Source organism: Longispora fulva, assembly GCF_015751905.1.
GTDB classification, from domain to species: domain Bacteria; phylum Actinomycetota; class Actinomycetes; order Mycobacteriales; family Micromonosporaceae; genus Longispora; species Longispora fulva.
Genome location: NZ_JADOUF010000001.1, coordinates 7,822,606 through 7,842,596, shown reverse-complemented (window position 1 = coordinate 7,842,596; position 19,991 = coordinate 7,822,606). Strand labels below are relative to the sequence as shown.

The following is a 19,991-nucleotide window of genomic DNA, read 5'->3' as shown; positions in this document are numbered from 1 at the left end:
ACGGCTGTCACCCGCTCCGGCCCCTGGCGCTGCGGGCGGCCAGCCGCGAACGTCGGCCCGGATGGCGGCTGCCAGCCCGCGCGCCAGAAGGGAGTGGGCTGCCCGGATGGCGGCTGCTAGCCCCTGCGACCCGCCGGACGGGTCGACGGCCTGCGGCGGGTCTGGAACAGGCCGTGATCGTCCTCGACCACCAGCTCCCGCGCGACGAGCGCCGGCAGATTGCGCCGAGCGTCCGTCGGCGACACCCCCGCCACCACTGCGATCTCCGCCGCGGAGATCGCGTGCCCCCGGGGCACGGCGTCGAGCACCCGCGCCGCCAGGTCGTCCAGCCCGTCCCGCTCGGTGGCCCGGCCCCGGACCGGCGGCGCCAGGTACTCCCCGATCCGTCCCACCTCCTCCAGCACCTGCTCGGGTGTCGTCACGAGGCGGGCGTGGTGCTCGCGGATCTCCGCGTGGCAGCCTTCGCTCGTCGGCGACGTCGCCGGCCCGGGGCACGCCATCAGCGCCCGGTTGAGCTGGAACGCCCGCCGCGCGGTACTGCGGGCCCCACTGCGCGCCGCCGCCTCGACCACGACCGTGCCCCGCGACAGGGCGGCGATGAGCCGGTTACGCACCAGGAACCGGGTACGGTGCGGGGTCGCCCCGGGCGGCCACTCGGTGAGCAGCAGCCCGGTGTCCGCGATCTGTTCGAAGAGCCCGGCGTGGGCCAGTGGATACACCGTGTCGATGCCGCACGCCAGGACGGCCACGGTGCGTCCCCCGGCACTCATCGCCGCCCGGTGCGCCGCGGCGTCGATCCCGTACGCGCCACCGGAAACGACCGTCCATCCCGACTCCGCCAGGCCGAAGCTGATCTCCGTGGCCATGTACAGGCCGTACGGCGTGGCCGTCCGCGCGCCGACCACCGACACGGACCGGTCCACGGTGTCGGCGACCGGCAGCGCGCCGCGCACCCACAGACACACCGGTGGCTGGCTGTCGACGTCGATGCCGGTCGCGCCGCCGCGGCTCATCCGGGCCAGCTCGTCGGCGCGGGTCGGCCAGTCGGGGTCCTCGGGCGTGACCAGCCGCGCGCCGAGCCGGTCCGCGGCGCTCCTGGCGTCCTCCGCGAGGCGCCACGGGTCCCGGTCGCCGAGTCTGGCCTTCGCGGCGGCGGACAGGGTGACGAGGTCGTGCGGTGCCTCGGGCTCGCCCAGGAGGCGGCGCAGGGCCTCGGCGGGCCCGGAGGTCCGCACGAGGCGGGCCAGGACGGCGTTGCCCGGTTCGACCAGGCTGGCCAGGACGATCCGGGCCATGGTGACGGTCATGTGGAACTCCTCAGTCGTAGATGGATGGCCTCGCGTATGTCGCCCTTGTCGGGCCTGGTCCGACCGCCCAGGTCGGCGAGTGTCCAGGCCACCCGGAGCACCCGGTCGAAACCGCGCGCCGACAGCAACCCCAGCTCCAGGTACCGGGTGAGGTCCTGGCTGACTGTGGTGGGCAGCCGCCACGGACCCCCGCGCAGGTCCACGCCCGGCACCTGGCTGTTCGCTGTCCAGCCCGTGCCCGACCAGCGCTCGGTCGCCGCCGCCGTCGGATCCACCATCAGCTGGGCCGGGGTGACGGGGCGCAGCGTCAGCTGGACGTCGATCCGGTCCAGCAGCGGCCCGGAGATCCGGGCCAGGTACCGCCGGCGGGCCAGTGGGCTGCAGTCGCAGACCAGCACCCCGCTGGCGCACGCGCACGGGTTGGCGGCGATGACCAGCTGCACCCGCGCCGGGTACTCCGCCGTGCCCCGCGTCCGGGCCAGCCGCACCCAGCCCGACTCCAGCGGCTGGCGCAGCGTGTCCAGCGCGGTACCGCTGAGCAGCGGGGCCTCGTCGAGGAACAGGATGCCCCGGTGGGCCAGGGACAGCACCCCGGGCCGGGCGAGCCCGCTCCCGCCTCCGACGAGGGCGGCTGGGCTCGTGGTGTGGTGCGGCGCCTGGAACGGCGGCCGGCGGATCAGCGCGCCGTCTGGGGGCAGCACGCCGGCCACGGAGTGCACGGCGGTGACCTCCAGCGCCGCCTGGTCGTCGAGCCGGGGCAGCAGACCGGGCAGCCGCTCGGCGAGCATCGTCTTGCCGGCGCCCGGCGGGCCGAACAACGCGAGGTGGTGCCCGCCGGCGGCCGCCACCTCCAGGCCCCGCCGGCCGTCCTCCTGGCCGGCGATGTCCGCCAGGTCCGGGCCAGGAGGGAACGTCACCGGCCGCTCCCGCGGCGGGTCGAGCAGGCGACCGGCGCCCCTGGCGAAGGCGATCAGGCGACCGAGGTTGTCCACGGCCTTCACCAGGATGCCCGGCACGAGGGCGGCCTCCCTGGCGTTGGCCAGCGGCACGACGACCCGTCGGACCCCGGCCCTGGCGGCGGCCAGCACGGCGGGCAGGGTGCCGCGCACGGGCCGGACCTGGCCGTCCAGCCCCAGCTCGCCGATGAACGCCGTGTCGGCCAGCACGGCGGCCGGCAACGCACCGTGGGCACAGAGCAGTGCCATCGCGATGGCCAGGTCGAATCCCGAACCGGCCTTCGGCTGGGAGGCCGGGAGGAGGTTCACCACCGCATACCTCGACGGCCACTCCTCGCCGCAGTTGACGATGGCGGCGCGCACCCGGTCGCGGGCCTGGTGCAGAGCGGTGTCCGGCAGGCCGGTCAGCAGCAGCCCGGGCAGGCCGGTGCGCACGTCGGCCTCCACCTCCACCAGGCTGCCGCGCACCCCGGTCAGGCCGACGGCGTGCACCCTCGCATACCCCATCAGAACGCCCCACGCAGGTGCTCCACCGTGGCGGGGCCGCTGCGTCGGGGGCGGACGCAGACCACGTCGAACCGGACCTCCACCGTGGACAGCCCGCTGTGGGCCAGCCAGTATTTCGCCAACCGGCGCACCTGTGCGACCTTGGCCGCCGTCACCGCCTCGGCCGGCGAGCCGTGCGAGTCGCCGCGCCGGGTCTTGACCTCGCAGATCACCAGCGCGTCGCCGTCGCGGGCGATGATGTCGATCTCGCCCTCGCCACACCGCCAGTTCCGGTCGAGCACCGCCATGCCGGCATCGACCAGGAACCTCGCGGCGACCCGTTCGCCATACCTACCCACCGCGTCCTTCGCCGCCACGCGCTCTCCCAACTCCGCCACGTCGACCCGATCGTCCGATCCGACGAAACGATGCCGGGTCGCGGAAGGAGCCGCGGCACGCCTGTGGATAACCAACACTTCCGGTTGAGCTGGGGAAACAGAGACCAGAGCGCGGGATTGGCTGACGCTGTGAACAGCCTGTGGATAACTTCTGTTCAGTTTGAACCGTAGCATGGGAGATTCAAAGTGAACAGCACGGATGACCAGCGCGACCCCCTCGGGCTTGTGCCTTCAGGGGCCGCGACATCCAGCTACAGCGGCATGGGCCAGGAGTAGGGCCCGTCGGGGTCATCGAGCCAGATGTATTGGCGGTCGGGGTCGTCGAGGGCGGTGATGCCGAGGCGGTCGCGTCCGGGGCGGCCGAGTGTGTCCCAGAGGGCGGCGGCGTGCTCGACGGTGTCCCAGAGTCGGGCGGGGCCCCGTTGTAGCGCGGTCCAGCGGCCGGGGCCGGCGGGGATGAGCGGGACCTCGGCGAGTGATGCGGCGTCGGAGATGGTGACTGCCTTGCCGGTGGGTCCGCCCTCTGTGGTGCCGATGGACAGTCCCGGGATGTGCAGGTGGAGGAACAAGGCGAGTTCGTCGTCGGGGTTGGTCAGGCGTTCCGGGTCGAGGGTGGTGGTGCCGTAGTGGGGCATCCGGCCGTGGGTGCTGGCGCGAGGCCCGGCGAGCGGGTCGTCGAGGCGGGGGCGTAGGGGCATGAACGACATGCGGTGTGGGTCGAAGTGCCCGACTACTTCGTCGGGGGCGGTTTTGGTGAGGACCATGAGCGCGGCGTCGGTTCCGCCGTGTAGGGGCGCGACGATGCGCCCGCCGGGGGCGAGTTGAGTGATCCAGGCCGGGGGGATCTGGGTTACTGAGCAGGTGGCGAGGATGGCGTCGAACGGTGCCGCGCTGGGGAGCCCGGCGTATCCGTCGGCGGCCTTCAGCGTCGGGTGATAGTCGAGGTCGGCCAGCACATCGCGCGCGCGGTCCACTAGCGCCGGGTCCAGGTCGACGGAGTACACCCGGTCGGGGCCGAGGCGGTGACACAGTAGGGCGGCGTTGTATCCGGTGCCGGTCCCGATCTCCAGCACCCGGGCCCCGTCGGTGATGTTGAGGTTTTCGAGCATCACCGCGACGGCCTCGGGTGCGCTGGCCGAGGATGTCGGGATCTCGATGAACGCGCCGCCGCCGAGGTCGCCGGGCCGGGTCTGGGTGACGAGGGCGTCGTCGGTGTATGCGTCCTCGACGGGGACCTCGGGCACGAACCGGTGGCGTGGGGTCGCCTCGATCGCTGCCCGCCAGGCCGGGTCAGTGAGCGCGCCGTCAGCCGTCAGCCGGGCGGCGAGGGCGCGGGCTTGGGCGTGCCAGTCAGTCATGGTGCCTCCGTGAGTTCGTCGGCGATGGCCGCCGGTATGGGTAGGTCAAGTTCCTCGGTGAGCCAGCCAAACTGGCCGCCGCCGTTGCACTCCAGAAACACCCAGCGGCCATCAGGCGTGACGACGAAGTCATACGCGCCGTAGATCAGGCCGAACCGCTGTTGAAACCTCGCCACCGAGGCTACGACGGGCGCGGGGCAGGCGATCGTCTCGTACGTCAGCGAGTCGTAGTCGGCCCGCCAGTCCACCCGAGCGGCGTCGGAACCGGCGTGGATGGCGGCGGGGAACAGCCGGCGGCCGACGACGGTGAGGCGGACCTCGAAGGCTTTGGGCACCCATGCTTGGAACAGGTGGGCGGTGGTCTCCACCCCGGCGAGGTCGACCAGGTCGGCGGCGGTGACGCGCCGGGTCCATACGGGGGTGTAGTCGCCGGCCTCGGCGACGATGGGGTCGGCGAGCGGCTTGACCACCAGATCGCCCGTCGCCTCGGCGAACTCGCGGACAGCGGCGGCGTCGTTGGTGATCAGCGTCGGAGGGACGATGAACCCGACGTCGGCGGCGGCGGCGAGTTGGCGCGGCTTGTACTCGACATCAGCCAGTGCCCCGGGGTGGTTGATCCACTTGACCGGCAGCGAGGCCAGGACACCACCGACGCCGACCCGGGCCTGTGAGCGGGCGAATCCCAGCTCGGGGCCGGACATGCCGTCGGGCATGGTGAAGTCACTCGGGCGGCGGTAGTACACGGCCGTGACGTCCTCCAGCGCGAGCCGGGGGCCGCCGTTCCCGGTGAACGTCCCCGACCACCCCGCGCCCAGGCGGGCGGCGAGGCGCGCATCGCGGGGGAACTCCCCCGGATCGATGCGGATGCAGTCGACGCCGCGCGCGGCGAGCTGATCGGCCACAACTTCAGCCGACCAGTCGCCGCGCGCGCTGATGATAAGGATGGTCATCAGTCGTCGGGGGTCGTGTACTCGTCGTTCTTGGTGCCAGCCTTGGGGCCGTCGAGGCTGGTCGGGTTGCTGTGCTTCTTCAGCGTGGCCGGTGTGCGGTGCTTTGCCGTGACGATGCCGGGCACCGTGCCCCGCAGCACGAAGGGACGGGCGTCAGTGGGCTGCTCGTCGTTGCCGGGCACGATTGGCAGCGCCCGGGGGAACAGGCGGGATGCCGGCATCAGGGGGTCCGGCTGCGCCGGGCCGAACATTGGGGGGTACATGAACGGGCCTCCTTCACGAGGTGCGCCACAGGTGCGGCGCGTATTCACTGTGTCGTAAATCGACGACTTTCGACTAGGTGCGCTCGCTATGGATCTGCTGGTGCCGGTTCAACCGCGCGCAGGTCGGCGGGCCCCTCCCGCGTGGTGTCACATCGAGCGTCACGTCGTGCCTCCCGGTTGTGTCGGGTCGAGGTGCCGGGGCCCGCCGCTTGTTGGGAAACGAGCGGGCCCCGGCGTTGCCCCGCACGGCCGGCGGCGTGTGAGTGGCACCGCCAGCGGTCGGGGCGCGGCGGCGGCCCGATCCCAGGAGCCGCCGCGAGTTGAGTGGATCAGGTCAGAGTCAAACGTGCAGCGCTCACGCTGGCGTCGTCGCTCGGGTGGGTGGGGCACGGGTTGCCACACCAGCGTTTCGGCGACGGCTCGGGCAGCCATGCGACCTCGGTGCGTCCGCCGTGCCCGTGCACGCGCAGCACGTCGTCAATCGAGTCGTACGAGCAGCTACTCGTGACCCCGGTTGTGGTGCCGATCCAGCGCAGCTCGACCCGGCCGTCGAACCACACCACACCGTGCGCGACGACGCCCGTGCCGCTGACTCCGGTGGGGTCAGACCAGCGGCGCAGCGCGAACGGGCGCGGCGGCCGGATCGGATCGGGCGGGGGTGGCTGGTCGCGGGCGCTGGTCATCCGCGCCACCTGAACAGTTCCCAGGTCGCCCACATCTCGAAGTCGGGCACCACGACGTAGGTTTCGCGAGGATCGAGGGGCTGCTCGCGGTACGAGGTGGGAAGCACGGTAACGGGTCCGCCGTCACAGGTGAGGCGCACGAGCCCCCACTCGCCGCCCTCGACCATCCACGCTTGCCCGTCGTAGCTGATCTTGTAGCCCGTGCCCGGCATCAGCCACAGCCAGTGGTGCCCGTCGCACTCGACCCGGTACCCGCCCGGGATCATGCTCTTTCTCGCGCTGTCGTCGTACCAGGTGGTGAGCGTCCCCAACGCTGTCCCCTGCGGCACGGCCAGCGGCAGCGTGCGCCCGTTGACCGTCATGCCGCAGCCTGCCCAAACCAACCGGGCGCACCCCAGTACGGCGGCGGGTCGAAGTAGGCGCGGCCCGCTTCCCCCGGCACGCGGCGCGACCTCGACCCCGGTGCCGACAGTCGCAACCGGTCGGCCGGCTCGGGGCGGGGCTGCGGCGACAGACGGCGCGGGTTGATGACCCGATCGACCAGCCGGCGAGCGCGGCACCAGTACGACGTGCCGCACGCACGGCACACCCCCGACTCGTCGGCGCGGTGGTCCCACAGGAGACGAGACGCGAGCGCCCAGTCGAGCGGGTCGACACCCGGCGGCGCCGGGGACGGCGGAGGGGCGGCGTGGTGCCTGGGCAACCCCTCGGGACGCTCGGGCGCGACCAGGTGCCGGGGCGGCGGCACCGTCGGCAGCGCCACCGTCGGCCCGTCAACCGGCGTCAGGGCGACAACGCCCGGCGGCGGAACGCCAAGACGTGCGAGAGAGGTGATGGCCAAGCCTGCCGACTCGCATGGGCCCGGCACTAGGCACACGCGACACATCCCCGAGCGAGGGTCGAGCACGTGCTCGGCCAGCAGGTCGCGCGCCTCGCTGGCCCCTAGAGCGGTAGCCCCAGGTATCGGTTCGTGGTAGACAGTCCGTGAGTCGGTTGGTAGCAGGTCCACTGCAATACGCCTTCCCCTCGTTCGATGGCTAGGGCGGGCCGCGTGGCCTCAGAAACCAGGCCCGCCCTCTGCCTTTCAGCGCCGCTCAGCGGCTTCCGATTCATCCCATCTGGGCTAGATCACTCGCTCGCCGTAAGCTGTTCAGTTCAAGATCTCTGTTCTGTTCAAGGTTTCGGACAGATCCGAGTGTTCCAGCAGAACGGATGTGATGCAAGACTCACAGCGACACGTTCCGCACTACACGTCCGCCTTCGATGCCTTGGCCCAGCCGAACGGGATTCGGATCGAATCGCAGTTCTGTGCAGCGGGTACCCTCTGATCAAGGCGGCACCTCTGAACAGACCACGATCACCAACAGGAGTCAGCCCATGACAACGAGTCCGCTTGTGCGCGGTCGCCGCCTCGCCTCCGAACTCAAGGAACTGCGGACAGCAGCCGGCCTGTCCTCCACCGAGCTGGGCTCGAAGCTCTCAAAGTCACGGATGACGGTGTCCCGACTGGAGACCGCGAAGGAACGGCCGAACGTCGCTGACGTGCGCGAGGTGCTTGACGCCTTGGGCGTGACCGGCGACCGATGGCATGCATTGATCAAGATGGCTTCGGATGCCGCTGAGCGCGGCTGGTGGGAAGCTTTCAGTCCGCACATGGGCGAGCGGCAACAGACGTACGCAAACCTGGAGTCAGGTGCCCTGACCATCTGCGAGTACCAGGGCGTTGTCGTGCCTGGGTTGCTACAGACTCCGGACTACACCAGAGCCCGAACGAACTGGGCTCGAATTCAAGGCAACCACCCACCCCGTTACAGCAGTGAGAAGGCGATCGAGGCGCGGGCGTTCCGCCAGCGGATGCTAGATCGGCCGGACGGACCGAGATACGAGGTCGTTCTCGAAGAGGTTGCGGTCCGTCGGCTGGCGGCCTCGCCGGATGTCATGAGCGCCCAGCTACGCCATGTGGCGGACACTGCCGAGCACGACCCGCGTATCCGGGTGCTTGTGCTTCCCGTGCGAGTGCAGATCGCCGATAACTGGTTGCCTAGCTCGTCGTTCTCGCTCTACACATACCCCGACGGTGACCCGGATGTCGCAGCGGTCGACACCGAAACGGCCGATCTGATCTACACCGAGCGGGACCAGGTCGCGCCGTACGCCGAGATCTACCGGCGGATGCGAGACGCGGCTCTGTCCGAATCAGACAGCATCGCGGTACTGCGCGACGCGGCTGACGAGGTTCTGACCCGAGACGAGAAGAGGGCACACGGAACATGAACACGAGCGAGTTCTCGGGGTGGCGCAAGTCGACCCGGAGCACTGGTCAAGACAACAACTGTGTTGAGGTGGCCGACAACATCCCCGGAGTCGTCGGCGTCCGCGACTCGACGCTCCCAACTGGTCCGGCGCTGGTGTTCAGCTCCGCAGAGTGGGCGGCGTTTACCGAGAGCCTCAAGGACCAACGCGGCATGTAGACCTACCCACAACGCGGGGCGGCCCCACCATGAGGGCCGCCCTTTCGCGTGTCTGGCGTCAGGCGGCGCGCGGCGCGATGCTGCGGAGGTAACGGGTGCTGACCCCAAGGGCGTCGGCGATGGTGAGTTCGTCGAGACCCGGCAACTCGGTTCGTATGCGGGCGGCAACGGCGGCCGTGGCGGCAGCGGGGCGCTGGCCTTTGGGCGGCAGTTCTGCGGCCAGGGCGGCGAGGCGTTCGGCCGGGGGCGCTACGGGCTCGGGCTCGGGTTCGGACTGCGGCTCGGGAGTGAACATCACATGCACGCGCCAAACGATGATCGGGGGGACGGCGGCGACCAGGGCGGCTACGGCGATCTGTGCGCCGTGGGGAAGCATCGGGGCGACGTGTGCGGCTTGCTGCGACACGATGGCCAGCCCGAGCGCCCACCCGAGGTCACTGCGGCGGCCGGCGGCGAGCGCGGCCCATAGGTACGCGTCGAGGGCGACCGGGTAGGCGACGGCGGCGACGGGGTGCCAGCCGACCGCGACGGCGAGGGTGTATTCGCCCCACAGGCCCAGCGCGGCGGCGGCGATCAGAGAGACCCAGCGCAGTACAGAAAGCGAGCGAGTCGAGGCGGCGGCGGTCGGGGCAGTCATCGCGGGGGCTCCAGTTGGATCGATCAGCCAGACAGGGGAAGGCGCCGGGGCGGCGGGTCGCGCGCCCCGGCGGCGGGTCAGCGGATTGGGCGGCGGATCTCGACCGGGCAGGATGGGGCAAGGATCGTCGACATCGGCCGGTGTCCGCGCGCCAGGCCGATGACCTGCACGTCGTGAAGGTCGAGCGTCGGCGGGTCGGTGATGAACACCCAGAGCGGCGCGTCGTCGTGCCCGAGGTTCGCCCAGTCCCCGGCGGCGAGGTTGGCGGCCGTCACGGTGAGCGGCTGCTCGTCAGCGTCGCTGGCGGTCTGGGTGTGCGGCGAGTTGTTGAGGAGGGGCGCGGGCCGGGTGTCGTCGGGGGTGGCTTTGCGGCTGGAGCCGTCGCCGCACGGGAGCCACCAACCGTCAGAGGCGGCGTGTCCCCAGCGGCGGCCGGGGCGGTCGGCGCGGCGGGAGATGAGCGCCGAGCAGTGCGCGCAGTGGCTGAACTCGACCGACTCGTCGGCGGAGGTAGGCAGCTCGGCGGCGAGCGAGACGAACTCGACACGCTTGCCGTCCTGCACGCGGCGGTACGCGGCGCGCGGCATGAAGTCGTCGCCGTAGGCCCAGAACTTGACCGCCGCGCCGAACTCGTCGAGCACGGTGTCATTGCCGTCGATCACCAGGTACCGCGTGCCGGGCTTGACGACCCGGACCACGACACCGGTCTCGGTGGGCTGCTCGCCGCGCCCGAAGTAGGTGCACACCATGCCGGCCGTCATGTCGTGGCCCTTGACGGTGGCGTTTTCGATCTCCATTGCCGCTCCCCATCCTCTGACTTGATGCCACATTGTGTGGCAACACCAGTAGGCCACATTGTGTGGCGCAACGTCAAGCCGTGTGGCCACATGGTGTGGCCTCTCGATGTGTGACACGATGAGTGGATGACTGAGCAGACAGACACCCCGAAGCGGCGCGCCGTGCGCGAGGCGGCCGAGGTGATGCGGGCCGCGAAACCCGCGCTACATAAGGCGATCGTCGAGGCGAAACTCGACGGGGCCAAGGTGGGCGAGATCGCAGCGGATTCCGGCTACGCCCGCGAGCAGGTGCGCCGGATTCTCCGCGCGAACGGGATTGAGGCGGACTAGCCCGGAACACAAAAAAAGCGCCCCCGCCCCCCGCACGTGGCGGAAGGCGAGGGCGTTGCGGTGTGGGCTACTCGGCGCGGACGAGCGGCGTGCCGTCGGCATCCTTGGGGTTGGCGATCGGGGTGACGCGCGGCCGGACCACGCCGAGGTACACGCCGAGATCGGCGAGCGCGGCGACGGCCAGGACGAGCGCGGCGACCTGCGCGTCGTCGAGGGGCAGCACCCGCAGCGCCACCAGGGCGAGTAGTACGGCCTTGATGGCCACGGAGATTGCCGCGCCGAGCGCGGTCGGGGTCAGGGCCGGATTCACGGTCTCGGGTGCTCCTTGCTGGTGAGGGTGTCGATAACCGCGCGGAGTCGCGCGATCTCGGTACGGGCGTCGGCCAGCTCGTCGGACAGGCGGGCCAGCTCGGTTCGTAGCTCGTCGGCGACAGCGGCGGCGGCCTCGGTGATGGCGTGCGCCGCTTGAGCGCGCAGCACATCGCGCTCCGCATAAAGCTTGGCGACCTCGGCGTCACGGGCGCGGCGGCCGAGTAGCGCGCCGACGATGCTGGACACGACACCCGTGCCGAGTAGGGCGAGCACGAGGTCGGCGGCACGCACGGGCGGGAATCCTCCTAGGTGGGTCGAGGGGCGACCGGGGCGGGCGTCGGGCGGGCGAACAACACGGCGGCGAGGTCGCTAAGGGTGCGCGCGCCCAGGTCGAGGGAGTCGCGGCCCTCGGGCATCTGGAACATGGCCGCGACGACGTACCGCTCGCCGTCCCCGGTGAACCCGACGGTGGACACGCACCAGTGCGACGCGCCGCCGTAGGGGTTCTCCAGCCATCCGTTTTTGACGCCCGAGCCCGGCCCGGCTGACCACATGCCCCAGTGCTGGACGTCCCCGACGTCGCGCATGGCGGCGGCGATCCAGGCGCGGTCGTCGGGGTGGGTGTGGTCGAGGGCGTAGGACATGAGCGCGGCGAGGTCGCCCGGGGTGGCGGTGAGCGCGCCCCAGTCGCCGTGACTGCCGGACATCGTGAGCCCGGCCATGCCGTACGTGTCGCGGAACGTGGCGAGCATCGCGGTCGCGCCGTAGCGCTGCCAGGTGCGCGAGGCTGCGGCGTCGTCGCTCGTGTGGAGCATGGCGGCCAGGTCGCCGCGCGCGTCCGGGGTGAGGGGCTGGCGCCCGGTGCGGGCGGCGTCGAGCGCGTAGACGGTCAGGGCGAGCTTGATGGTCGAGCCGGTCCAGATCCGCTCGCCGGTCGCCCCGGCGGTGAACCGGGCCCCGGTGTGCCGGTCGACGAGCACCAGGCCCAGGGTTCCGGGGCTGCGGGCGACCAGCTCGGCGGCGGCGTGAAACCGCGGCGCCCACTCGCACGGCCAACCGCCCTCGATCGTGCAGGGCTGCGGCATGGTCGAGGGGGCCGCCGTCGGCGGGTACAGGATCAGGGAGGCGGCCGGCGGGGGCGGCGGCACCCGGGCGGCGAACGTCGCCGCGCCGAGCACCACCACCCCGAGCAGCCCGGCGAGCGTCGCGGCCAGCGGCCCGCGCGCCCGGCGCCACCGACGCGTGCCGGGTTCGGTCACGTGATCGGGGCGGTCCACGCCGCCGCCCAGGTCTGCGGGCCGACGATGCCGTCGACCGTGAGCCCCTTCTCGGCCTGGAACTGGCGGGCGACGCTGGCGGACTGCGGCCCGTACCAGCCGTCGACCCCGATGCTCCAGCCCCGGGCGCTCATGCGCTGCTGCCAGGTACGCACGTCGCCGCCGTTCATCTGCGGCCGACCCGGGGTGTAGGCGAACTCCCGGCCCGGCCACGCCGGGTAGCCCGGCTGGGGGGTCGGGGTGCCCCCGCCCGGGGCGGGCTGGCCGGTGATGACCGACAGCACGGCGGACATGGCGGCGGGGTTGTCGGCGTGCTTGCGCAGGAACGACACGTGAACGTGCCACAGGTGCGACGAGTCCGAACTCGACGGCCGGTTGTAGTAGGTGTCCCACCCGGTCACGTCGCGGCCGTTGGTCGTGCCGTAGAACTCCCGCGTGAAGTCGAGCCGGGGGTCGGCCGGGTCCTTCGCGCTGGCGAGCAGCCGGCCCGTCACGAGCGCCATGTCGGCGGCGTTCATGGACATGTCTACGGCGCTCGCCCAGCGGGAATCGCCGAGCTTGTCCTCGGCAAGCTGAACGCTGTAGTTCGAGCCGGGCTGATCCTCCCGGCTGATGTGATAGCCGCCGCTACGGGCGTGGGCGCGGTCGCCGACGATGCCGGAAAACTCGGCCGACACGATGGCGTTCTCCCAGTCACGGGCGAACTTCTGCATGGTGGTGGTGGCGATCGTGGCCACAGCGGTACTCCCTATTCAGTTGTGGGCATGGCGAGAGGCCGCCAGGCGCCAGGCGCGCGGCGGTGGGGTTGATGGGACGGCTACAGGGCCGAGTGCCAAGCGACGGCGAGTTTCGGCGCGTTGATGTTCAGGGCGGCGCTGCCGGTGTGGAAGACGTGTAGCCGGATGAACATGTCGACGGTGCACGGCACCAGGGCGTTGATCGTGCAATGCGTGGCGTCACCGGAGATGGCCGGCCGGTTGTCCTCGGCTAGGTACTGCCCGTCGCCGTTGATGCCCAGCTTTCGTTGGCCGGTGGCGTTGGAGTCGAACCCGGCATAGGCGGTGATCTGGTAGAGGCCCGTGGCTTGAATCCGGATGTAGTCGTTGCCGGCGCTGTACATCCCGGCGTTGTTGAACACCGCGTTGTTGAGCGGCACGGCGACGTAGCTGCTGGCCGGCAGGTTGAACAGGGTGCCGGTGCGGTTCAGCGCGCACCCGGGCGGTTTGAGGGCGAACGCGATGGGGTCGCGCACCCCGACGTTGAGGTTGGTGGTGTTGAGGGGGTCGGTGTCCGCCCAGGTGCGGGCGACGGGCACGGTGATGGCCACCGGGGCACCTCCGGGCCTAGAACTGGATGGTGGTCGACGGGCCGACGGTCGCGGACCCGACGGCGGGGCAGGCCGGCGGCGTGGCCGGTGTCGTGCCCAGCAGGGGCGAGGTGTTCCAGATGACGACGTGGCTGTCGCCGTCGATGACGTGCCGGATGCCCTCGATGATCAGGCTCGACGCGCCGGCCGGCCACGCGGCGGGTACGCCGGTGAGGGCGATGCGGTCGCCGATGGCGCGGGCCAGGATCAACGCCCGTTCGGCCTCGGTGCGGTCGAGTAGGTCGAGGGTGATTTGGGGACAGCGCACCCGGGGTTGGGCGTAGGTGCGGGTCATCCACGCGGCCCGGTTGGTCAGGTCCGGAGCACAGGTGGTGTCCACCAGCACGGTCGCCGGGTAGGTGCCGAACTCTGCGACACTGGCGGCGTTGACGGCGTTGCCCGGCGGGCCGGCGGGCCTCTGCACCGTCACGTCGTTGGTCGGCGTGTCCTCGCGCCAACTCAAGGGCTGCGACAACCACCGGTACGAGATGGTCGCGTCGACCGGCTGGTTGTACCGGCGGGTGCGGGCGTGCAGCACCAGGCGGCCGGCGCCGTCGCTGAACAGGATGCCGCCGTCGGTGTTCGCCGACAGCCGCATCAGGTCGGCCACCTTGTTGCCGGCGACCTGGGCGGTGGGCATCGGGGTGCGCGCGGCCGGGTCGAGAACCAAGCTCGCGGCGGGGATGGCGGCGATGTCGGCCAGTGAAGCGATGCGGTCGCGGACCGTCTGGGGGCCGAGCGGACGCGTGCCCACGGCGAGCTGTGCCAGGTAGTCGGACTCTTCGAACCCAGCCCCGGTGGGCGCCTGGTAGATCTGGACATGCCAGATGGACCCGAGCGCGAAATTGCCCAGTTGCAGACGATCGAACGGCAACTGAAAGGTCGGCGGCGCGGCGTTGAGCGTGAACGTCGTTTTGACGTTGTTGACCCACAGGTCGACGGTCGACGCGCCAAACACGTAGCGCACCATCACGGCGGCCGGGTCGCCGCCGACCGCGTTGGAGCTAAGGCCCGTGGCGAAGGTGGCGCCGCCGTCCGTCATCAGGCCGCCCCGGTAGCGGCCGTCGGGCCGCTTGGTGAAGAACAGCCGGTTACCAAGCCAGACGCTCACGACTACACCTCGCTATCGAGCGTCACGCCGCCGTATTCCGAACGGTCGCCGTAGAAGTCGACGCCGAGGCGGGTCCAGGCGACCAGGCTCAACGTGTACCCGGGGCGCAGGATCAACGGGGCGGCGTCCATGGACAGGGTGAGGGTGGCCGTTCCCGGGTCGGGATAGGCGACGTTGGCGGGCGTGCGCGCCGTCGCCCAGGTGAACAGGGCCGGCCGCAGTTCGTCGCCCGGGGCGGGCGTCCCGGCGGCCGGTGTGAGCAGCGGCGCGCCCAGTTGGTCGCCGGGGTCGAGGTTGTCGGCGTACACCAGGTCGGCGACGCCCGGCACGTGGCTTAAACCGACCGGCTGGGACGGCTCGCCGAGCGGGTAGTACGCGACCAGCGCGCTGCCGCCGCGCCCGGCGACGTGGCTGGTGAGTGTCGATTCGGCCTGGCGCACCCGGTCGAGTCGCGCAAGGCGGTCGACGGCGGTGAACTGCACGACCCCGGCGCGGTCGGTCTCGGTCCAGGCGCCAATCTCGATGGGCTGTAGGTAGCCGGTGAACAGCACGAACGTCTGCCCGCCGGCCGTGGTCGAGATCCGCACCTGACGCGCGGCCTTCACCCCCGGGTAGTACGGACTCATAGGGTTGCCGGGCGTGAACCGCAAGTCGCCGTTGTCGAGCGCGAACGACGCCCGCGACGGCTCGATCTCGTCGAGTTCGGTACTGCGGCCGTGCTGGATGGTGACGGGCGCGTCGGCGGGCCGCAGAAACTCGGACACGTCCACCCATGTCGGCGAAGTGCTGTCGGGCGGGGAGGCGAACGCGATCTCCACACGTAGGGCCATCGTGTCCGCCCCCTCACCCGAGCCCGAGGGCCGACTTGCCGGCCGTTCGCCGGAACCGCAGCAGCCCTTGCCAGATGGTTTCGATGTCGACCTTGAGCACCAGCGGCGCCAGGGTCTCGACGCTGCCGCCCCCGCCGCCCATGCCGCCGCCGTTCCAGGCGACGGTGCCGCCGAGCCAGCGGCGGACGACGTGCTCGGCGATGCCCCGCGACCGTTGCAGGTCGCCCAGGCGCGGGATGAACGCCTCGCCCCCGGTGGACTTCTCCGCGAACCCATACGTGGGCTTGTCCCCGGCGGCGTACACGTTGGCGTCGCGCAACGCCCCGGTCGCGGCGTAGGTCACGCCGCCCCACCGGTAGCCGTGTTCGTTCTGGAACTCGTCAGACGAGCTGTAGCGCCGCTGTTCCCAGATGATCGTGGTCAGCGTGACCTGCTTGTCGTGCAGCGCGTCGATCTGTTGCTGCAAGCGGCGGATGCGCTGTTCGGCGTCGGGCGCGCCGGACTCGTCGATGCGGACCTGCCGGTCGGTCAGTGCCCGGATCTGCCGGTCGAGGTCGGCCACCTGGTTGTGGGCGGTGGTGGCGCCCGGCGCGGTGACGGTGGTGGCCACGGCCGGCGGCATCCGGAAGTACGTTGCGATCAACGCCTCGGCGGCATCCTTGGTCAGGCCGGCCTGCCGCATGGTCCGGTACAACTCGGCCCGGTACTGCTCGTAGAGCGCGTTGGCCTCGGTCACCGATTGGGTCTCGTCGTACTTGGCTTGGATCGCCGCCTGATCGGCCTTGACCAGATCCAGCAGCGCGGCCTTGGCGTCCTGGCCGGCCTTGGTGTGGATGTCCAACGACCCGTTCGACCCGTCGAGCGCCTGCCCGAGCTTGTCGGCGGCCTCTTGCGCCCGTAGCTCGGCCTCGGCCCAGCCGATCGCCTTCCCGTTCAACAAGTCGAACACGTCGGCCAACGACTTGCCCTTGTCGACCGCGGCAGCCCACCCGCCGGCCAGGAGGTTCGCCTTGTCGGCGGCCTCTTTCTGCTCGGCGGCGGCGCGCTGGGCGGCCAGTCCCGCCGCGTCGGTGGCCTTGGCGGCGTCCTCGGCGGCGGCGGTATAGGCCGGCATGTACGAGCGCAGGTCGTCGACCTTGACGCCCGAGCGGGCGGCGGCGTCGGCGAGCTGGTCGAACACGCGGGCGGCCTCGGCGGAGTGGCCGCTCTTGGCCATCTGGGCGAGGGCGGCGTCCCATGCCTTGACCCGCTCCAACACCTTGGTGACCGAGCCGTCGAACGCTGCCATGAACCCCGGTTCGATGGCGACGGCCTGCTCGACGCCGTGCAGCCCGCCTTGGGTGCGGAACCACTTGATGTCGTCGGCGAACTGGTCGAGATCCTTGCCCGCCAACCGGGCCATTTCGCCGGACTTCTCGCCGGTCTCGGCGAACTTCTGCATGGAGCGGGTGAGCTGGTCGACATCCGGGGCGGCCGAGGCCATCGCGGTACCGATCGCGTTGACGATCTGCAAGCCCACGAACGCGACGGTGGCGCGGCCAGCCCACTTGGCGGTGAACGACAGCGCCACGCCGGCTTTCTGCCCGACCGGCCCCATACGGTCCAGGGCGTCGGTGGCGTCCGCGATCGACTGGCGCATCCGGGCGACACCCGCGCCGGCCAGGATCGCCGCACCCGCCACCCCGGCCAGCACGGTCAACGTGCCGGTGATCGCGGGCGGGGCGGTGGCGAATGAGGTGACCAGGGCGTCGGCGGCCTGCACCAGCACCCGCAGCCCGGACGTCCCCGAACTGCCCGACGTGATGGCCAGCGTTTCCAACGAACCGGTCAGCCGCTCGACATCACCCGACAAGTTGTTCGTCTTCTCGGCGGCCGTCTTGGCGGCGGCGCCCTGGTTGTCGACGGCCTCGTTGTACTTGCGTACGCCGTCCTCGCCTAGGTCGAACAACACGTTGGCGGCCCTGATCGCGTCCGACCCGAAAATTGTGCTGAGGGCGGCGTTGCGTTCGGCGTCGGACACCCCGGCCAGCGCGCGGCGGAGTTGGCCGGCGATGCCCACGTTGTCGAGCATCTTGCCGGCGGCGTCGTACACCTCGATGCCGTAGGCGGCCATGAGCGCCCGGGACTTGTCGGTCGGGGCCATGAGCGCCGTCAACGCCGTCTTGAGCGAGGTCGCCCCGTCGGACCCCTTGAGCCCCCGGTCGGCGAACGCGGCGAGGGTTGCCGTGGTCTGCTCGAACGACCAGCCGGCCTGAACCGCGACCAGGCCGACCTGTTCGAAGCTCATACCGAGGCCGTGCATGTCGGCCGCGCTCTTGTTGGCGGCGGCGGCTAACACGTCGGCGATGTGGGCGGCCTGGTCTCCGCGCAGGTGCCAGACGTTCATGACCTGCGCGGAGATGGTGGCGGCGTCGGCCAGGTCCATCTGTCCGGCCGCCGCCAGGTCGAGTGCACCCGTGAGGCCGCCGCCGAGGATGTCGGCCGTGCTCATGCCGGCCTTGGCTAGCTCGGCTTCCGCGCTCGCGGCCTCGGTCGCGCTGTAGGCGGTGTCCTTGCCGGCTTGCAAAGCGGACTGGCGCAGTTGGTCGAGCTGGCCGCCGGTGGCGTCGGCGACGGACCCGACTTCCGACATCTGCTTGTCGAACTGGGCGGTGGCCCGAGTCGCGTACATGAACGCCCCGGCCAGCCCTGCACCCATCCCGGCGGCGGCGACGGTCAGGTCGTTGAACCCGGAACGGTGCTTCGTGGCGAGCTGGTCGAGTTCGCCCCGGAACTCCCGGACGGTGCGGCCCCCGGCGACCAGTGCCGGAGTGAACCCCTGCAACTTGGCGATCAGGGAAACGGTGACGGTGCGTTCAGCCACGCCGGCACCTCCCCGTAGGTCAGGTCAGGCGGGACCCGGTGTAGAGGCCACGGGGCGGGTTGCCGTTCTCGGCGTCGTTGTCGAGCTGGGCGGCCGTCACGCGGCACGCCTGGCAGATCTGTTGCACGACCTCGTACCGGCCGGCGTTGGCCGGGTCGCGGCACTCGTCGATCGGGTGCCCGCACCCGGCGCACGTGTCGGCCTCTTCCGCCAGCAGCGCCAGCAGTAGGCCCCGGTCCTCGGGCAGCCAATCGGGGTCGGTGGTGGTGGTCGAGCGCACCAGCCGGCCGGCGTCGTCGAAGTCGTGCTCGGTGACCTGCCGCGCCGGCCGGCCCAGCAGGCGCGACCGGGAGGTCCCGACGGCGCGCGCCGCCTCTACTTCTGCGCGGAGTTGGCTTCCGGAAGCAGCACGGAGGCGGCGACGCTGAAAGGGACGTTGACCTCGCTGGCGTTGATCGACCAGGCCGTGTCCGACAGGCGCGCCCACTGCTCGCCCGACAGGCGCGGTACGAGCTGGTCGACCTGTTCGGCGGTCATCACCGGGTCGGTGCAGGTGTGGGCGACGAGCTGGCAGACCCATGCGTACCAGGCCGCCTTGAACGCGTCCTCGTCGATGTCCTTGGACTTGGCGGGCTGTGTGGCCAGGAAGTCCGACCACGCGGCCGGCGGCATGGCCTCCAGGCGAAACGCCACAGTGGCGGCGAGCATCTGTTCCCGCAGCGCGTTCATGCGCGCGGCGATCACGGCGGCCGGGGACGCCTCGGCCAGGCTCGGGGCGCGCCGGTCGGCCTGTTCGAGATCGCGTTCGAGGGCGCGGAACTCGGCCACCAGGTCGCCGCGCAGGCACAGCGGCACGGAGGTGGCCGGGCGCTGGGCGACGGCCAGGATGTCGGCGAACTCGGTCACGCGATCACCGCCCGCTGGTTGACCAGCTCACCGGCCCAGACCGCGAACTCGGTGTCGAACGTCCAGCGCTCCTCCGGGGTCTGCTTGACCGGGTTCGGCTCGCCGGCCTCCAACGGGAACACCCGCACCCGCTGACCGGACGCCCACGGGGTTTCACGGTCGATGCCCTCGCGCACCACGAGGAACCCCTTGGCCCCGTAGGGCAGCAGGTTCCACGCGATGTCGTTGGTGTCGTCGCGGTAGAACGTGCCCGCGACCGCGTAGCTGATCCGGGTCACCCGCTCGGAGTTACGGCGCGACGCGAGGTTCGACGTGTCCTTGCGACCGGTGGTGACCTTGATGTCGAGGCCGTCGGGGGTGAACGCGGTCTCCAGGCTCACCCCGCCGGCCATCTCGGCGACGGTGGGCGCGGCGGTGTTGGCGACGGCGACCAGCCACGAGACACGGGTCTTGCCGTCCATGATCACAACAGCCATCTATTTCACTTCCTTCGGGGTGCGACCGGCCGCGCGGGACGGCGGGGCGGGCGGGGCCGGGGCGGGATGATCGGCCAGGCGCAGGGCATCGCGGTCCCTCGACCAGTCCGACACCCGCGCCCAGCCCAGGGGCTCATACAGCGACAGAGAACATTCGGCGATCACGGCCGCGCCCAGCTCGGGGCGCTCGGGGTGGCGGATGACGCACCAGCGC

General features: G+C 71.2%; 24 protein-coding genes. 3 read left to right on the top strand and 21 right to left on the bottom strand.

The window, feature by feature from the left end; genetic code table 11:
- Window positions 1-116: 116 nt before the first annotated feature.
- The 8 genes from dprA to IW245_RS36380 all read right to left on the bottom strand — a co-directional run bounded on the left by dprA (window position 117) and on the right by IW245_RS36380 (window position 6,763).
- Window positions 117-1,307, bottom strand: a complete 1,191-nt coding sequence (dprA, locus tag IW245_RS36415; RefSeq protein WP_197007620.1) for a DNA-processing protein DprA — start codon at window positions 1,305-1,307, stop codon at window positions 117-119.
- Complete coding sequence (locus IW245_RS36410) at window positions 1,304-2,770, bottom strand: YifB family Mg chelatase-like AAA ATPase (RefSeq protein WP_197007619.1); 1,467 nt, start codon at window positions 2,768-2,770, stop codon at window positions 1,304-1,306. The genes dprA and IW245_RS36410 overlap by 4 nt, the downstream gene beginning before the upstream one ends.
- Window positions 2,770-3,126 carry a YraN family protein gene (locus IW245_RS36405; RefSeq protein WP_203787688.1) on the bottom strand — a complete coding sequence of 119 codons (357 nt, stop codon included), beginning with the start codon at window positions 3,124-3,126 and terminating at the stop codon, window positions 2,770-2,772. The genes IW245_RS36410 and IW245_RS36405 overlap by 1 nt, the downstream gene beginning before the upstream one ends.
- A 272-nt stretch (window positions 3,127-3,398) precedes the next feature.
- Window positions 3,399-4,505, bottom strand: a complete 1,107-nt coding sequence (locus IW245_RS36400; RefSeq protein WP_197007228.1) for a methyltransferase domain-containing protein — start codon at window positions 4,503-4,505, stop codon at window positions 3,399-3,401.
- Window positions 4,502-5,455, bottom strand: a complete 954-nt coding sequence (gene tgmB, locus IW245_RS36395; protein WP_197007617.1) for an ATP-grasp ribosomal peptide maturase — start codon at window positions 5,453-5,455, stop codon at window positions 4,502-4,504. The genes IW245_RS36400 and tgmB overlap by 4 nt, the downstream gene beginning before the upstream one ends.
- Entirely contained in the window at window positions 5,455-5,718 is a 264-nt protein-coding gene (locus IW245_RS36390; protein ID WP_197007226.1) for a hypothetical protein, read from the bottom strand. Before IW245_RS36390 ends, tgmB begins: the two co-directional genes overlap by 1 nt.
- 329 nt (window positions 5,719-6,047) lie before the next feature.
- Entirely contained in the window at window positions 6,048-6,401 is a 354-nt protein-coding gene (locus IW245_RS36385; protein ID WP_197007225.1) for a hypothetical protein, read from the bottom strand.
- A complete protein-coding gene (locus IW245_RS36380) occupies window positions 6,398-6,763 on the bottom strand; it encodes a hypothetical protein (protein WP_197007616.1) in 366 nt (121 codons plus the stop codon). The genes IW245_RS36385 and IW245_RS36380 overlap by 4 nt, the downstream gene beginning before the upstream one ends.
- A gap of 1,015 nt (window positions 6,764-7,778) precedes the next feature.
- On the opposite strand from IW245_RS36380, the gene IW245_RS36375 reads away from it, so the two are divergent.
- Both IW245_RS36375 and IW245_RS36370 read left to right on the top strand, forming a co-directional pair.
- The gene (locus IW245_RS36375; RefSeq protein WP_197007615.1) at window positions 7,779-8,675 is read left to right on the top strand and encodes a helix-turn-helix domain-containing protein; all 897 of its coding nucleotides are present in this window, start codon (window positions 7,779-7,781) and stop codon (window positions 8,673-8,675) included.
- A complete protein-coding gene (locus IW245_RS36370; protein WP_197007614.1) occupies window positions 8,672-8,872 on the top strand; it encodes a DUF397 domain-containing protein in 201 nt (66 codons plus the stop codon). The genes IW245_RS36375 and IW245_RS36370 overlap by 4 nt, the downstream gene beginning before the upstream one ends.
- A gap of 58 nt (window positions 8,873-8,930) precedes the next feature.
- Here the strand turns inward: IW245_RS36370 and IW245_RS36365 are convergent, their stop codons facing one another.
- Both IW245_RS36365 and IW245_RS36360 read right to left on the bottom strand, forming a co-directional pair.
- Window positions 8,931-9,509 carry a hypothetical protein gene (locus tag IW245_RS36365; protein WP_197007613.1) on the bottom strand — a complete coding sequence of 193 codons (579 nt, stop codon included), beginning with the start codon at window positions 9,507-9,509 and terminating at the stop codon, window positions 8,931-8,933.
- A gap of 77 nt (window positions 9,510-9,586) precedes the next feature.
- Window positions 9,587-10,306, bottom strand: a complete 720-nt coding sequence (locus IW245_RS36360) for a hypothetical protein (protein WP_197007612.1) — start codon at window positions 10,304-10,306, stop codon at window positions 9,587-9,589.
- Between the two features lie 126 nt (window positions 10,307-10,432).
- Here IW245_RS36360 and IW245_RS36355 point away from each other — a divergent pair, with 126 nt between their 5' ends.
- Window positions 10,433-10,636, top strand: a complete 204-nt coding sequence (locus IW245_RS36355) for a hypothetical protein (RefSeq protein WP_197007611.1) — start codon at window positions 10,433-10,435, stop codon at window positions 10,634-10,636.
- 67 nt (window positions 10,637-10,703) lie between these two features.
- Here IW245_RS36355 and IW245_RS36350 read toward each other — a convergent pair whose 3' ends face one another.
- The 11 genes from IW245_RS36350 to IW245_RS36300 all read right to left on the bottom strand — a co-directional run bounded on the left by IW245_RS36350 (window position 10,704) and on the right by IW245_RS36300 (window position 19,777).
- Window positions 10,704-10,946, bottom strand: coding sequence for a hypothetical protein (locus tag IW245_RS36350; protein WP_197007610.1), 243 nt, complete (start codon window positions 10,944-10,946; stop codon window positions 10,704-10,706).
- Window positions 10,943-11,239 carry a hypothetical protein gene (locus IW245_RS36345; RefSeq protein WP_197007609.1) on the bottom strand — a complete coding sequence of 99 codons (297 nt, stop codon included), beginning with the start codon at window positions 11,237-11,239 and terminating at the stop codon, window positions 10,943-10,945. The genes IW245_RS36350 and IW245_RS36345 overlap by 4 nt, the downstream gene beginning before the upstream one ends.
- 14 nt (window positions 11,240-11,253) lie before the next feature.
- Window positions 11,254-12,225 carry a serine hydrolase gene (locus IW245_RS36340; protein WP_307788947.1) on the bottom strand — a complete coding sequence of 324 codons (972 nt, stop codon included), beginning with the start codon at window positions 12,223-12,225 and terminating at the stop codon, window positions 11,254-11,256.
- A complete protein-coding gene (locus tag IW245_RS42495) occupies window positions 12,204-12,962 on the bottom strand; it encodes a peptidoglycan-binding domain-containing protein (RefSeq protein WP_197007608.1) in 759 nt (252 codons plus the stop codon). The genes IW245_RS36340 and IW245_RS42495 overlap by 22 nt, the downstream gene beginning before the upstream one ends.
- A gap of 80 nt (window positions 12,963-13,042) precedes the next feature.
- Window positions 13,043-13,552, bottom strand: coding sequence for a hypothetical protein (locus IW245_RS36330; protein ID WP_197007607.1), 510 nt, complete (start codon window positions 13,550-13,552; stop codon window positions 13,043-13,045).
- A gap of 16 nt (window positions 13,553-13,568) precedes the next feature.
- Window positions 13,569-14,702 (bottom strand): hypothetical protein, encoded by a 1,134-nt coding sequence (locus IW245_RS36325; protein WP_197007606.1) that lies wholly within the window; start codon window positions 14,700-14,702, stop codon window positions 13,569-13,571.
- A 2-nt stretch (window positions 14,703-14,704) separates the two neighbouring features.
- Entirely contained in the window at window positions 14,705-15,532 is an 828-nt protein-coding gene (locus IW245_RS36320; protein WP_197007605.1) for a hypothetical protein, read from the bottom strand.
- 13 nt (window positions 15,533-15,545) lie between these two features.
- The gene (locus tag IW245_RS36315) at window positions 15,546-18,395 is read right to left on the bottom strand and encodes a phage tail tape measure protein (protein ID WP_197007604.1); all 2,850 of its coding nucleotides are present in this window, start codon (window positions 18,393-18,395) and stop codon (window positions 15,546-15,548) included.
- Between the two features lie 19 nt (window positions 18,396-18,414).
- The gene (locus IW245_RS36310; protein WP_197007603.1) at window positions 18,415-18,675 is read right to left on the bottom strand and encodes a hypothetical protein; all 261 of its coding nucleotides are present in this window, start codon (window positions 18,673-18,675) and stop codon (window positions 18,415-18,417) included.
- Between the two features lie 95 nt (window positions 18,676-18,770).
- Window positions 18,771-19,301, bottom strand: a complete 531-nt coding sequence (locus IW245_RS36305) for a hypothetical protein (protein WP_197007602.1) — start codon at window positions 19,299-19,301, stop codon at window positions 18,771-18,773.
- Window positions 19,298-19,777, bottom strand: a complete 480-nt coding sequence (locus tag IW245_RS36300) for a phage tail tube protein (protein ID WP_197007601.1) — start codon at window positions 19,775-19,777, stop codon at window positions 19,298-19,300. Before IW245_RS36300 ends, IW245_RS36305 begins: the two co-directional genes overlap by 4 nt.
- Between the last annotated feature and the right edge of the window lie 214 nt (window positions 19,778-19,991).